Source organism: Comamonas sp. w2-DMI, from assembly GCF_040187735.1.
Taxonomy (GTDB): domain Bacteria; phylum Pseudomonadota; class Gammaproteobacteria; order Burkholderiales; family Burkholderiaceae_C; genus Comamonas; species Comamonas terrae.
This window is the reverse complement of record NZ_JBANEL010000014.1, coordinates 51,757-64,371: the sequence shown is the minus strand read 5'-3', so window position 1 is coordinate 64,371 and position 12,615 is coordinate 51,757. Positions and strand designations below refer to the sequence as shown.

Here is a 12,615-nt window from a genome sequence, read left to right as displayed (position 1 = left end):
TGCCATGCATCGGCATAACTTCCCGTTGGAGAACTTATGCCATTCATACCTGAAGACCGTGCATGCAGACAATGCCCTCAATGTGATAAAGCCGGTTCCGCCCCACATTCTTCGCTGGATCATCCAAGCAGCCCGCCGCCAGTCTCCATTTCGATAAACGCAGCAGGACACAAGCCTGCTTGCGGGCATGAGCCCTGCCCGCACATGGCCTCCTCGGCTTCTTTCAAATAAGGAGTCTGCATGCAAAATGATCAGGTCCTCGTCGTAGGCGACAGCATGCTCGACCGCTATTGGGAAGGAAATGTGGAGCGCATTTCTCCCGAAGCTCCCGTCCCGGTACTGAAGTTCGCCAACGAATGGCAGCGTCCGGGCGGTGCTGCCAATGTGGCCGTCAATCTGCTCGCGCTGGGCAGCTTCACGACCCTGGCTACGCTGCTGGGCCGCGATGAAGCGGGAGACAGCCTTGCGCACACGATGGAGGCACAGGGCGTGCAACTGCATGCCGTCCGCTCGGCAGCTGTGACGACGGCCCAGAAGATACGCACGGTGTGCCGCCGGCATCAGATGCTGCGCATTGATATCGAACATCCGCCGCCTTCCGATGCGGTCCAGTCACTCGAGGACCTGGTAGAGGGCTTGTTGCCGGAGCATCCCTGGGTCATATTGAGCGACTATCAAAAAGGTGCGCTCGCGCACTGCGAACGCCTCATCGAACGCGCCCGCCAGCATCGCTGCCATGTGATGGTCGACCCCAAAGGCATCGACTTCGATCGCTACCGGGGCGCCTGGTTGCTCAAGCCTAACGAGAAGGAAGCGGCAGCCGTCGTAGGCTCCTGGGACGATGAAGAAGGCTTTGCAGGCGCGATGACCTCGCTTCGCGCACGCCTGGATATACAGCACCTCCTGGTGACCCGGGGCGAGCGCGGCATGTCCTTGTTCAGTGCCGACAGGCCTGCCGTGCATGTACCGACGGCTGCGCGCGAGGTTTTCGATGTCAGCGGTGCAGGAGATACCGTGCTGGCAGCCCTGGCGTCCTATCTCGCTTCCGGGAACTCTCTGCACGAAGCCATGCACCATGCCAACCTCGCTGCTGGCTTGGCCGTTGCAAAGTTCGGAACCGCGGCGGTGACCCGTACCGAAATCCAGAAAGCCCAGGCGGCTGCGCTGGCAGCCGCCTCCTGAACCCGCCGGTTGCCCGAACTGCAGCCGGCTGGGCTTGCATGGCAACCGGCACGGCCGGCTGCCAGCCATCACTCCAAGATGCCACCTTCCACCGGCGGCTCATTCTGTCCGCCTTCCCCTTCCCATTGCTGTAGATCTCCAGGCTGGGCGCTAGAGCGTTCCTCCGCTCTTCTTTTATGTACCGCTGCACAGCGTGCACAACTCTTGGCCACCAGAAAGCCCAGCGTGAATACCAGGGCCATTGTGCGCATACGCCCTTGAGGAACCAATCGCCCCAGCATATTCAAGGCAGCTGCGGGATATACATAGTTCATAAAAATCGCCTCCTTGCTTGGAAAGCCATTTCCGGCAAACAGCGCGCCAAGACTGCGATACATACGCATACAGTACCCGCACTAAATTGGTGCCATGATGGTCGCTTGTCACCAGCAGTTTTCAGGAGATGTGGAGATCATGAAATGAACCATGTGCTGATTGTTGATGATGACATCGACTCCGCCACCACCATGCGTGAGTTAATAGGAGTGGAACGCTTCTCCATCGCTATGGCTCACACTCTTCGCGATGCACGCAGACAAATTGCGATGCAGCCACCCAACCTGGTCTTGCTTGACCTACAGCTTCCCGATGGCAATGGCATGGAGCTGTTTGCCGACCCTAATGTCTCCGATGAGTCCAAGGTGGTTCTGGTTACCGGGCATGCCAGCCTTGATTCCTCCATCGAGGCGCTCAGGCAGGGCGCCATGGATTACCTGGTCAAGCCAGTCGGCCTCCAGCGCCTGGAAAACATTCTTTCCCAGTTCACCCAGGCCACTCCTTTTTCCTCTTCGAAAAGTCAATGCCCGGCGCTGGAAAACAATGCCAAGAATGGCCGCTTTGGCAGGCTGTGGGGTCGTTCTGCGGCCATGCAGCGCGTCTATGAACAGATCGGCCGCGTGGCGGCAACCTCTGTCACGGTGCTCATCACGGGCGAAAGCGGAACCGGCAAGGAAGTCGTTGCACAGACTCTTCACGACCTCAGCGCAAGGCGTTTCAAGCCCTTTCTTGCAGTCAACTGCGGCGCAATCTCTCCCAATCTGATTGAAAGCGAGATATTCGGCCACGAAAAAGGCAGTTTCACCGGGGCGGAGCGGCAGCATCAGGGCTTTTTCGAACGCGCAGCAGGCGGAACGCTGTTCCTCGATGAAGTCACCGAAATGCCTCTCGAACTGCAGGTCAAGCTCCTGCGCGTTCTTGAAACCGGCCGTTTCATGCGTGTGGGATCCACCCAGAGTCAGGAAACGGATGTACGCATCGTCGCAGCTACCAACCGGCAGCCCATGGAAGCGGTTGCCGAAGGAAAACTGCGCGAAGACCTGCTCTACCGCCTGAATGTTTTTCCCATAGAGCTGCCGCCGTTGCGTGAACGGCTCTCGGATGTCCCGCTTCTGGCCGAGCATTTTCTGCAAGCCATTTCCGAACGCGAAGGACAGCTCAAGACCTTCAATGCCGATGCCCTGCAGCAGCTGTGCGAATACCGCTGGCCGGGCAATGTACGCGAGCTGCGCAACGCCGTGCAACGCGCCTACGTCATGGCCACCACAGATGAAATCGGCAGCGAGTGGCTGCCTCGCAACGACGGCACGCCCGCGCATGCCGACAGGCTTGCCTTGCCATTGCAGAACGACCTGGTGGAACGAGCTCCGGAGTCCATACGGCCCCCCCCAGCCCTTGATGGGCGGGGACGAGGATACGCTGAATCTTCCCATCGGCCTGTCGATGGCGCAGGCCGAGCGTCTGCTGATCCAGGCCACGCTCAAGCAATGCATGTACCAGAAGGAGCGGACGGCAGCCGTACTGGGAATCAGCCTCAAGACGCTCTACAACCGTCTGAAGGACTATGCCAATGGAGCGCAAGACAAGCAGGCGCGGGATTCTGGATGAGGCGGAAGGGCGCGCCACGCGCCTTCCGCTGCCCCGCTTCAGCTGGTCACGAGATGGAATGCCCGGTTCCAGTCCTCGACGAAACGATCGATGGAGAAACGCTTCATTGCAGTAAGGCGCCCCGCCTCTCCCCATTCCCTTGCAAGGCCGGGCTCCTTGATCAATTGGCGCATGGCTGCGCTCAGGCGCTCAAGACGTGTGTCGATAAAGCCGTTGCGCCCGCTGTCGATCACTGTCACCAGCTCGGTGGTTGCCAGACCGACCACGGGCAGCCCCACCATCATCGCCTCAATCACAGCCAGGCCCAGGCTGGTATGGCGTATGGGATTGAAAAAGAAACGGTGCCTCGCCATCAACTGGGGGAGTTCCTGCTGGGGTATCTCCCCCATTCCGCCGGCCTCCACGCTTCCCATGCCGACCAGACACAAGGGAATTTCGTCAGACATCCGTTTCCAGATATCCAGTCCCAGGCGCCGGCCTCGCCGCTGGATGTTATTGACGACTACCAGGCCCTGAGGTATTTCTCCGGACCAGGGCGCCTGTCCCAGGAGGACAACCCCATGCTCGATGATCCGGACCGGAGTATTTCCGTTGTCCCACATCAAAGCGTTATAAGGCGTCACATGCACGAGCAAGGCATGCGGATCGTTGCACCAATGGCGCGTATTGCTGGGGCTCTCCTGCGGCGGGTCATGTTCGAGCACGATCCGCGGCAAGGTCCGCTGCTCCGCGGACAGCAGTTCCGAGCGATCATATTCCCATGCCTGCCTGGACTGGTAGAGCACCAGGTCGAAGCGCATGCTCCTGAGCTCCTCCACCCGCACCTCATGCACATTCGGCCCCCAGGGGAGGGAGCCGTTGCGTCCGGTGCGATGCGTGGAGCGCTCGGCATCCACCACCAGCCAGAAGTCGTGGGGCGCCTGGGTGAGGTTGTACAGGTAGTTGCCATGGACATGCCAGGTCAGAATGTTCAGGCGTCTGCGGGACTGGGCCATGCGCTCGTTCATGCAACCTCTCCGTTTGCCATTTGGATAACCGCCTCCGTGACCAATTTCACGGGCAGCCCCTTCGCACACTGGTGGTCCAGTGGACACTCCCTGTGTGCACAGGGCCGGCACGCCACCTCATGCGACAGGACGCGATGCTTGTGCCTGTTGAGCGGAGCCCAGCGCTCGGTCTCGCTGCCACACGCCGTGATGACGCTGGGTACCCCCAAGGCCGCAGCCATGTGCGACAAGCCGGTGTCGTTGCAAAGCAGCACCTGGGCCGAAGCCAGCAAGGCACCCAGGGTCCACAGGTCCGTTTCGCCACAGAGATCGAGAGGCCGGTGCGCCATCGCCGAAGCGACCGAATCCACCAGCAATTTTTCCGAGGCCGTGCCGGTCAGCACGACGGTCAGACCGGTGGCCGCAAGCCGGTCTGCCACTGCCGCAAAACGCTGGGGCGGCCAGCGCCGGGACGGCAGCTGTGATCCTGCGTGGACTATGGCATACGGCTTCTTTCTGGAGACCAAGGCGTCAGCACGCCGATAGTCTTCCAGCGTCAAGGGCAGGTCCAGCTCCACTCCGCGACGCGGCAGGCCGAGATGGTCGGTAAGTTGCAAGAGCCTCAATATCTCGTTGCCCCGTTCGGGCCATGGGACGAAGCGCGATGCGTCTGCAGCAGGAAAGCCGGTTTTCTCGTCTCCAAAGCCCGCATTGCATTCGGCTCCGAAACTGGCCACGAGCGCATTGGTCAACTGCCCCGATCCATGCAGCTGGATGGCCAGATCGAAATGGCGCCTCCGGACCTGGCCCATGAAGCTTCGCATTTGCTCGGGTGCCGGGGCCGGGAGTTCCGGCAGGCCCGGCCAGCCTGGAGAGGCCAGGAAGTCGTCAATGGATGCCAGGCGCTGCGCCAAGCCTGCAGCCCAGGGCAAGCCTATCAGCGTGATGTGGGCCTCGGGCCATGCCGAACGCAGTGCCCGCAAGGCAGGTGTTGCACACAGCATGTCTCCCAGCATCAATGCGCGGAAAACACCTATTCTCCGGGGTTGCAGCCATGGTAGCGATGCCATATGGCTCATGGGGGCAGGCAAGCCGCGATTGTCAGCGCGCAATGTGTCCATAATTCATGGGCATCACGGGAAGGTTCAAAACAGCTCTTTCTTTTCTGGTGCCTGTGTATTCCAGGATGAAGCGCGAAACCTCCGACCAATGGAAGACATGCGCATGGGGTTTCCTCAGTGGCGTATTGCGCCACAATGTCTCTCCTCCGGAGTCGTAGAGCATGGTCTTGCATCCGGCGCGCCGGCCCGCCTCCACATCGTCGAGCGTGTCGCCGATCATCCAGGAGCGTTCGAGATCTATCCCATACAGCATGGCCGCCTCCAGCAGCAGCCCGGGCCGGGGCTTCCTGCAAAGGCAGGTGGGACGCCCATGCTCGTCGGGTCCATGGGGGCAGAACTGGAAGCCCTTGAGATAGACATGCCCTTCCTCTGCCAGGCGCCGTGCAAGGGCGTCACGCAACTCCATGAGCTGGGCACGTGTAAAGCACTCCCTGGCTATGCCGCTCTGGTTGGTGACGATCACGATCATGTAGCCCCTGGCGGCAAGCAATGCCATGGCCTGGACCGCCCCCGGCCGGAACGTCAGCAGTGCAGGATCCACGTTGTAGGGCACGTTGTCTATCAGGGTGCCGTCCTTGTCCACGAAGATTGCCGGCCTCAGCTGCTTCTTCGTTGTCATAGCATGCCCCTTTGCAACGCATAGGGGCGGACGGCGGGTCTATGCATCCGCGGCAAGGGCTTTTCCTTGGCGCACACACGTTCGAAGACCGTGGCAAATTCCCGTGCCACACGCTCCCAGGTGAAGTGCTTGTGTACCCGTTCCACCCCCGCCTGCCCGAACGCCTGGGCCAGGCGCGGCCTGGCATGCAAATCAAGCAGCTTGCGGGCCAGTTCCTGCGGATTCTTGGGGTCCACAAGATAGCCCGTGACACCGTCGCGCACGGTATGGCATATCCCGCCCACATTGCTGCCGATAACCGGCGTTCCACAGGCCATGGCCTCCAGCGGAGTGATGCCGAAAGGCTCATACCATGGCGTGGTCACGAACACATCGGCAGCCACATACCAGTCGCGCAATTCGGCGCGGCTCCGCTGCCCCACAAAGGTCACCCGGTCGGCAACGCCCACCGCAGAAGCCAGGCGCATCAGGCGGCCAAGCTCGGGCGTCATCTGGGGATCCGGTGTTCGGGACTCCCCTCCGACCACGAAAAGGCGGGAAGGCACCGAGGAAGGCAGCAGCGCCATCGAACGGATGACGTTATCGATACCCTTGCGAGGCACGATGCGCCCCAGCTGCAGGATGACAAATTCATGCGGGGACAGCCCCAGGCGCTTGCGGGCCTCCACCTTGTCGCCTGGAAAGAAGGCACGTGTATTCACCCCACAGGGAATCATGTCGATGCGTTCAGGCGAGGCTTCGTAGAGGCGCAGCAAATCACTGCGGTCCTGGGGGCATTCCGCGATCAGGCGGTCCGAGCATTGGACCAGCGAGCGCTCTATCGCTTCTCTTGCCGCAGGAAACCCGTCAGCCGCGCCCTGGTGCTCGCGTCTTACCAGCCCCAGGGCATGGAAGGTCGTGACGAGGGGCGCCTTGAGCACGGGCCGCAACACGAGCCCCACCCACCCGGACATGAAAAAATTGGCATGTATGGCGTCGTACGCCCCCTGGGCGATCAGCCTCTTTTGTGCCTGGTGGGCGAACGCGGGCATCCAATCGAGCAGCTCTTCCTTGGGTACATAGCCAGGAGGGCCTGCATTGATATGCAGCACCCGGACACCCGGCGCCATCTGCACCATTTCCGGCAGGTCGGGATCGTCTCGGCGCGTCAAGACATCCACCTTGTGGCCCAGTGCTCCCAGTTCGCGCGCCACGCTGTCGACATAGATGTTCTGTCCCCCTGCATCGACGCCGCCTGCCAGCGCAAGGGGTGAAGCATGCTCGCTGATCATTGCAATTCGGAATGGACGTTCGGTCATCAATTGCTCCGGTTCGTTGTCGTACTCAATCGCCCTGGGACTTGGCAATCGGCATGCCTGTCGACCGCTCCAGGGCAATGGCCCGAAGGTTTCCCGCGACGCACAAGGAAAACGCCTCGTCCCATGCCGGCATGGCTCCACTGGCCGCCACCACGATTCCGTCAAGCCACACACTTCCCCAGAGCAAGGTGTCCGAGAGAGAGAGCCGATGGGGCTCCATATGGATGAGATGCCGACTTCCCATCTGGTGGCGCCAGCTCAGCCGGGCCTTGTCGCGCGCGAAGGCGGCATAGTCCGCATCCCAGTTGTGGCGGTCGCCGACCGAATGCTCATACAGGAGCGCTTCTTCGAAGTTGCTGCAGTCGCAGGTCGCGGCAGGGTCCAGCACGACGACGTGGAGCACCTTTCTGGCACTGACTCCAGGACGCTCCAGGGTCTTCTCGATGAAGGGCAAGGCCAGATTCACCGCGGTACGGGCTGCCTCGATATCTGCAAAACGGCTGGTGTTTTTCATGCCCCGGCATGGGCAAGCCGCGCTCCCGCGGCATGGCTTTTGCCGCGAAAGCTGCATTCACACGCCTCGCAGAAACGCCCATGAAAAACGCCAACAGGACCACCGGCCTTGTCTGCTGCCTGACCGCTGCATGGCTGTGCGCGGGTGCCGCACAGCCAGTCGCCCCGTCGTCCGAGCCCTCCATGCCGGTGACGGCAGCGGGCTTGCGAGACTGGATCGGACAAATGAAGGACAACCGTGGGCTGCCCTATCTCATCATCGACAAGCGGTCGGCCCGCATGTGGATCTACGACCGCTCCGGCCAGCTGGTAGAGAGCTCGGCCGTCCTGCTGGGCAGCGCAATCGGCGACGACTCGGTGCCTGGGATAGGAGCACGCCCTCTCGCTCGGATCAAGCCCAGCGAGAGAACCACGCCGGCCGGCAGGTTCTATCTCGAAAAAGGCACCAACAGCGAAGGGGAAGGCGTTTTCTGGGTGGATTACGACGCCGCGGTATCGCTTCACCGTGTACGCCCTGGCGCTCCGGGAGACAGGCGCCTGCAGCGGCTGGCGTCAGCCACTGCATCGGACAACCGGATCTCTTACGGCTGCGTGAACGTACCGATTGCGGTCTTCAATCGAAGCGTGCACGCGCTCTTTCAGCAGCGGGGCGGCTATGCCTACATCCTGCCGGAAAACAGCGATATCCAGCACGCCTTTCCCTTTCTGACGCCCCTGGCGCGGCGTCAGGACAGCAAAGCAAAGCCGGCGCAGCCTCCTCCTTCGTGGAAGCTCTCCCCTTAGGAGAGCCCGTCGGCAGGCTCATGCCCCTGGAATCACCCCCGGTCGCCACGCGCGCGGCGGCCATTGTTGTTCCAGTTGCCATCGGAATTCGGAAACTGGCTGTCCGAAGGAGAAGTGGTCGTGGACCCCTGGTTCCGGCCTCCTGGCGAAGGCATCTGGCGGCCATCAGTGCGGTTGCCGCTCTCCGCCCCTGTGCCCACCTGGGGCGGGTAGGGATCGCTGCCCGGCGTGCCGGCCTCGGGCCTGGGGGCCGTACCACTACCTGACGTACCGCTGCCTTGCATCCCGCTTCCCTGGGTTCCGTTTCCCTGCATGGGACGCGTGGTGCTGCCGTCGCTGCCGGAGGACGGAGCAGAGCCGGTCTGCGCATGTGCCGCACCGGCTGCGGCCAGCAGGCCGATCGCTGCTGCGGCAATGGCTTCTCTCGCGAAAATATTCATGGTGAGTGCTCCTGTTCGATTGAGGGTACGCCCCCGACTGACTGCAGGGCCGCATATCGCCGGCGGCAATGCACATACCTGCATCCTGCAAATACCGGCGTGGTCACACTGGAGAAAAAGCTGCCGCAATATTTCCATACGGATCGAGATGGCATCTTGCTTGCCAATGACAAGTCCCGGTACCAACAGGGAGCCATCATGGATACCAGCAAGCACCACGCATATGGCGTATTCAAACCCGTCGGCCACATGGTCATATCCTTTGCGAACGCCTCATTGGCAGACAAGGGATACGAGGTTCTGGAGAAACTGCATTTCGGGCCGTCGGACATTCACAGATATACCGACCGGGAAATGCTGGCCCAGATCGACGCGGACTTGGCAAAAGCCAGCCCCGTGGCCTCTGTCGGACAGGAGCTCAACCTCATCAAGGCGCATCGGGCATTGGCCGAGCGCGGCTATCACTGGCTTGTCGTGCGGGTGGGCAGCGACGACCATGCCCGGCAAGCTGCCGCCGCACTGCGCACGACAGGAGCCGAGCGCGCCCAGCTCTATGGCCGCTTCATCATCGAGGAGCTGATTGCCCACCCTACGGACCTGCCGCAAGTCCGGGAGTCCCCGGACAGCGGCCTGGATGCACAGACCCCTTCGGGCCGGGAAGACGAACGCGCCGAGCTGCGCCCATCCAGGGCGACTTCACCCCGCAAGGAAACAGGAAGCTGAAACCGGCATATCAATTGCCCTACATCATTACCAGCAACTTTGGAGATCACTGCAATGGACTTTCTCATCTGGCTATTGGTCGGAGGGCTCATCGGTTGGATAGCAAGCATGATCATGCGCACCGATGCCCAACAAGGTCTCCTGCTCAACGTGATAGTGGGCGTGGTGGGAGCGCTGATCGGAGGATGGCTGATCACCCCCCTGCTGGGCCCGCAATCAACAATCAACGACCATACCTACAGCGCCATGTCTATTTTCGTGTCGCTGGCAGGAGCGGTCATCCTGCTGGCCATCGTCAACCTGATCCGCCGGGGCTCTTCGCGCTGATGCGGATAAATACAGGAGTTAGCATGAACAACGACACCCCCAAGTCCACCGCCGCCGACAATCCGTTTCCCACGTCCCAGGACAGCGAAAAGGCCGACCGCACCAACACGAGCCGCCCCGAGGCGTTGGACAAGCTGGAGCAGGGCGCCCATCAGACGATCAATCAGCTCGCCGATACCGCTGCGGCGCAGGTAAGGTATGCGCAGGAGGTGTTTGCAAAAGCCAGCGAAAGCGTGCAGCAAAAAGCCCGGGTATGGAAAGGCACCGGCGAAGAGTGGACCGAATGCCTGAGGGACACCGTAAAGGAAAAGCCTGTTGCCGCATTGGCCACGGCATTCGCGGCGGGCTTCATCCTGGCCCGGCTTTGCCAGCGGTCCGGCCAGGAGTAGCGACGGTGAGCCGGCATGCCCGACGCCTCAGCCCCTGCGTTCGCAAGCGAGTGGAGTAGGCATGGAGGAAGCGGTTTGAAGAGCAACGCAAGCATGCCGCCTTGGGGCGGACATGCTTGTTTATGCTTCAGGTGTTCTCTTTGCGCCGCGCCTGGTCCCTGAGTTCGCGGATCTGCAGATGGTTTCTCTTGGCGCCTTCATATTGGCGCTGCACCACGGGGCGCACGGTATCCGGCAGATCCTGATCCAGTGCTTCGCGGTAGCGTGCCACTGCGGTATCTTCGCCGCGCTCTGCCTCTTCCAGCATGTTGAGGTCGTCATAGCCGGCCAGCGTACCTTTGACGGCCACCCAGCCTCTATGGGCAGCGCCGGCCAGCGTACCGCCTTCGGCTGTCTCGCCTCCCAGCTGGATCACGAGATTTTGCAGCTCCTGCGCGGCCGCCTTGCAGTCCTCGGCACGGGCCAGAAAAATCTGCTTCAAGGAAGCGGTGCCAGTATGTTCGGCAGTGCTTCTAAATCCGAATTCGCCGTCCCGGCAGTTTTCAATAAGGTCATTCAATGTGTCGATGACTTGCTTGGGATCCATGATGTGCCTTCCTGATCGTTGATGAAGTCGCTTGCCTGTTGGCAGCTTGGTTCAGGCATTCGGCATGCCCGAAATACTTCCTGATGTGAGGAAGGCATCTGCGCCCATGAATAGCAATGGGCTTGCCAGGCTACGCACTCTGTGCCGGCCGGTCTTCCCCGGGCATGGGCAAAGTGATGGAGACAGCCATATGGCCACCGTCATTCTGGCCGCTCCATCCGCAGCCCTCCATGCTCTGGCACAGCCGCTGCAGCAAACCCAATTCGCCCTCGTCGTGAATATCCAGCAGTTTCCAGGTGACCGGCCCGGAGCTTTCTCCGGACGTTTTGGCGACCACCAGGATTTCGGCATAACGCCCCGAAAGAAGCTCCCGTTCCTTGTCAGGCCCCATTACCGCTGCCGAAATGGAAACCCGCTCGATATCCTGCAAAGCGGCGCGAATATGCAGCAGGGCGATGATCAGCGCCAGCTCCAGTATTTCCGGATCGGCGGATATTCCAAGCGGCTCGGTGCCAATCTGCAAATCCAGGGGGATGCGCTTTCCCAGCACCATGGTGAACGTCGTCTCGGACTCTTCCAGCCAGTTCGTCAGGTCGATGGCCTGCGTTTGGGTCGCATGGCCCGCGCCCAGCCTTTGCAGGAATTGGGTCAGCAGGCTTGCCGCATCCACGGCACGCAGCATGGCCTGCGTCGGCAAGGCCAGTTTGGGATCCATGGTACGGCGCTGTATCAGGTACGCGCTATTGCTCATGATGCCCAGCTGGTTGTTGAATTCATGCGCAAAGCGGCCGGCCATCCGCCCCACGACTGCCCACCGGTCCTGCGTGGAGAAGATTTCATCCTTGCGCTCCGATATGGCTGATGTCTGTGTTCTCTCCGTATCCGGTACTGCCTTTTTGCGGCTCGCGGTGCGCACCACCAAGATGCAGGCCAGAACCAGCAGCAGCACACCTCCCCCAATCCACTGCCATGTGTGGGATACGGTGCATTCGAGGGGTGCACCGCATGACAGCGGAACAATCCAGGCCCAGCCCTGGGGCGTCCTGTTCAGATATGCCGGCCGGAAAGCGCCTTCGATGTCCTGGATGAGGACCCACCTTTCGGAGGGGCCCTGTACTTGTGCATGCGCTTTGGCGATTGCTTGTGGCGAGATATGGGCTGCCTCCAGGAAATCGGGAGGCTGAACGATGACCACACGGCCAAGGTCATCGACCAGCAGGCCGCTCCAGGGCCTCGGCTCAAGGGAAGGCAGGGCATCCATCATCCTGCGTGCGGCAGTGTCCAGCAAGGCATGGACAGGTGCGGCGACATCTGGCCGTGCAGCATGCTTTCCACCCGTGTCCGTGCCGTTCAGCTCGTTTTGCAACGAGAGCACCAGAAAATGGCTTTTCAACTGTGCCTCCCGTTCAGCAGCCCTGTACTCGGACTGGTGCAGGTGCAGCAGAAGGGCTGCAAAAACCGCCGCCAGCACCGCTAGCGCAACAAGCAGAAAAACCGTTCGTGAAGGTTTGAGCATGGAGGCCAATTCATGTTTCCTGGTTTACGCGCAAGACCAAAGGGGAAAAGCGCCGTGCTGCTGGACCCCGCATACCGGCATCAAATCGGCATAGGCGGTTCCTCCGCGCAAGAGGCTCTCCGCCCTCCTGCACCGGAACCTCACGCTTTTCTTCTCAGCTTCTGCGGACCGCTCTTCCCTGGGAAAGCGGCAAGAAAGCGGCAACGGCG

14 protein-coding genes and 1 pseudogene are annotated in these 12,615 nt (G+C 61.2%); 6 read left to right on the top strand and 9 right to left on the bottom strand.

Annotated features, from left to right (window positions below; genetic code table 11):
• Positions 1-240: 240 nt before the first annotated feature.
• Positions 241-1,182, top strand: a complete 942-nt coding sequence (gene rfaE1 / locus V8Z74_RS15490; protein WP_349710023.1) for a D-glycero-beta-D-manno-heptose-7-phosphate kinase — start codon at positions 241-243, stop codon at positions 1,180-1,182.
• 68 nt (positions 1,183-1,250) lie between these two features.
• On the opposite strand, the gene V8Z74_RS15485 is transcribed toward rfaE1, so the two are convergent.
• Positions 1,251-1,565: a hypothetical protein gene (locus V8Z74_RS15485; protein ID WP_157082027.1), complete on the bottom strand. Its 315-nt coding sequence runs from the start codon at positions 1,563-1,565 to the stop codon at positions 1,251-1,253.
• 75 nt (positions 1,566-1,640) lie between these two features.
• Here V8Z74_RS15485 and V8Z74_RS15480 point away from each other — a divergent pair.
• Positions 1,641-3,105, top strand: a pseudogene (locus V8Z74_RS15480) (sigma-54-dependent transcriptional regulator).
• Between the two features lie 38 nt (positions 3,106-3,143).
• On the opposite strand, the gene V8Z74_RS15475 reads toward V8Z74_RS15480, so the two are convergent.
• The 5 genes from V8Z74_RS15475 to V8Z74_RS15455 are packed head-to-tail and all read right to left on the bottom strand — an operon-like array spanning position 3,144 to position 7,643.
• On the bottom strand, positions 3,144-4,112 hold the full coding sequence (locus tag V8Z74_RS15475; protein WP_349710021.1) for a glycosyltransferase family 4 protein: 969 nt from the start codon (positions 4,110-4,112) through the stop codon (positions 3,144-3,146).
• Positions 4,109-5,161 (bottom strand): glycosyltransferase family 9 protein, encoded by a 1,053-nt coding sequence (locus tag V8Z74_RS15470; RefSeq protein WP_349710019.1) that lies wholly within the window; start codon positions 5,159-5,161, stop codon positions 4,109-4,111. The genes V8Z74_RS15475 and V8Z74_RS15470 overlap by 4 nt, the downstream gene beginning before the upstream one ends.
• 31 nt (positions 5,162-5,192) lie before the next feature.
• Positions 5,193-5,795, bottom strand: coding sequence for a D-glycero-alpha-D-manno-heptose-1,7-bisphosphate 7-phosphatase (locus V8Z74_RS15465; RefSeq protein ID WP_349710018.1), 603 nt, complete (start codon positions 5,793-5,795; stop codon positions 5,193-5,195).
• Between the two features lie 32 nt (positions 5,796-5,827).
• Positions 5,828-7,129 (bottom strand): glycosyltransferase family 4 protein, encoded by a 1,302-nt coding sequence (locus tag V8Z74_RS15460; protein ID WP_349710017.1) that lies wholly within the window; start codon positions 7,127-7,129, stop codon positions 5,828-5,830.
• A gap of 25 nt (positions 7,130-7,154) precedes the next feature.
• Positions 7,155-7,643: a hypothetical protein gene (locus V8Z74_RS15455; RefSeq protein WP_066479052.1), complete on the bottom strand. Its 489-nt coding sequence runs from the start codon at positions 7,641-7,643 to the stop codon at positions 7,155-7,157.
• A gap of 80 nt (positions 7,644-7,723) precedes the next feature.
• On the opposite strand from V8Z74_RS15455, the gene V8Z74_RS15450 reads away from it, so the two are divergent.
• Positions 7,724-8,425, top strand: coding sequence for a L,D-transpeptidase (locus tag V8Z74_RS15450; RefSeq protein WP_349710016.1), 702 nt, complete (start codon positions 7,724-7,726; stop codon positions 8,423-8,425).
• Positions 8,426-8,457: 32 nt separating this feature from the next.
• On the opposite strand, the gene V8Z74_RS15445 is transcribed toward V8Z74_RS15450, so the two are convergent.
• On the bottom strand, positions 8,458-8,865 hold the full coding sequence (locus V8Z74_RS15445) for a hypothetical protein (protein ID WP_349710015.1): 408 nt from the start codon (positions 8,863-8,865) through the stop codon (positions 8,458-8,460).
• Positions 8,866-8,964: 99 nt separating this feature from the next.
• On the opposite strand from V8Z74_RS15445, the gene V8Z74_RS15440 reads away from it, so the two are divergent.
• The 3 genes from V8Z74_RS15440 to V8Z74_RS15430 are packed head-to-tail and all read left to right on the top strand — an operon-like array spanning position 8,965 to position 10,304.
• Positions 8,965-9,588, top strand: a complete 624-nt coding sequence (locus V8Z74_RS15440) for a hypothetical protein (RefSeq protein ID WP_349710013.1) — start codon at positions 8,965-8,967, stop codon at positions 9,586-9,588.
• A 54-nt stretch (positions 9,589-9,642) separates the two neighbouring features.
• Positions 9,643-9,915 carry a GlsB/YeaQ/YmgE family stress response membrane protein gene (locus V8Z74_RS15435; RefSeq protein ID WP_066479370.1) on the top strand — a complete coding sequence of 91 codons (273 nt, stop codon included), beginning with the start codon at positions 9,643-9,645 and terminating at the stop codon, positions 9,913-9,915.
• 23 nt (positions 9,916-9,938) lie between these two features.
• Complete coding sequence (locus tag V8Z74_RS15430; RefSeq protein ID WP_349710012.1) at positions 9,939-10,304, top strand: hypothetical protein; 366 nt, start codon at positions 9,939-9,941, stop codon at positions 10,302-10,304.
• Positions 10,305-10,431: 127 nt separating this feature from the next.
• Here the strand turns inward: V8Z74_RS15430 and V8Z74_RS15425 are convergent, their stop codons facing one another.
• Together V8Z74_RS15425 and V8Z74_RS15420 are read right to left on the bottom strand one after the other, a co-directional pair.
• Positions 10,432-10,890, bottom strand: coding sequence for a PA2169 family four-helix-bundle protein (locus V8Z74_RS15425; RefSeq protein ID WP_349710011.1), 459 nt, complete (start codon positions 10,888-10,890; stop codon positions 10,432-10,434).
• A gap of 130 nt (positions 10,891-11,020) precedes the next feature.
• Complete coding sequence (locus tag V8Z74_RS15420) at positions 11,021-12,406, bottom strand: nitrogen regulation protein NR(II) (protein WP_349710010.1); 1,386 nt, start codon at positions 12,404-12,406, stop codon at positions 11,021-11,023.
• Positions 12,407-12,615: the final 209 nt, after the last annotated feature.

Excerpts from the sequence above, each read along its gene's own strand:
- rfaE1 (WP_349710023.1), top strand. The coding sequence starts at position 241 with ATGCAAAATGATCAGGTCCTCGTCGTAGGCGACAGCATGCTCGACCGC.
- V8Z74_RS15485 (WP_157082027.1), bottom strand. The coding sequence starts at position 1,565 with ATGCGTATGTATCGCAGTCTTGGCGCGCTGTTTGCCGGAAATGGCTTT.
- V8Z74_RS15475 (WP_349710021.1), bottom strand. The coding sequence starts at position 4,112 with ATGAACGAGCGCATGGCCCAGTCCCGCAGACGCCTGAACATTCTGACC.
- V8Z74_RS15470 (WP_349710019.1), bottom strand. The coding sequence starts at position 5,161 with ATGGCATCGCTACCATGGCTGCAACCCCGGAGAATAGGTGTTTTCCGC.
- V8Z74_RS15460 (WP_349710017.1), bottom strand. The coding sequence starts at position 7,129 with ATGACCGAACGTCCATTCCGAATTGCAATGATCAGCGAGCATGCTTCA.
- V8Z74_RS15455 (WP_066479052.1), bottom strand. The coding sequence starts at position 7,643 with ATGAAAAACACCAGCCGTTTTGCAGATATCGAGGCAGCCCGTACCGCG.
- V8Z74_RS15450 (WP_349710016.1), top strand. The coding sequence starts at position 7,724 with ATGAAAAACGCCAACAGGACCACCGGCCTTGTCTGCTGCCTGACCGCT.
- V8Z74_RS15445 (WP_349710015.1), bottom strand. The coding sequence starts at position 8,865 with ATGAATATTTTCGCGAGAGAAGCCATTGCCGCAGCAGCGATCGGCCTG.
- V8Z74_RS15435 (WP_066479370.1), top strand. The coding sequence starts at position 9,643 with ATGGACTTTCTCATCTGGCTATTGGTCGGAGGGCTCATCGGTTGGATA.
- V8Z74_RS15430 (WP_349710012.1), top strand. The coding sequence starts at position 9,939 with ATGAACAACGACACCCCCAAGTCCACCGCCGCCGACAATCCGTTTCCC.
- V8Z74_RS15425 (WP_349710011.1), bottom strand. The coding sequence starts at position 10,890 with ATGGATCCCAAGCAAGTCATCGACACATTGAATGACCTTATTGAAAAC.
- V8Z74_RS15420 (WP_349710010.1), bottom strand. The coding sequence starts at position 12,406 with ATGCTCAAACCTTCACGAACGGTTTTTCTGCTTGTTGCGCTAGCGGTG.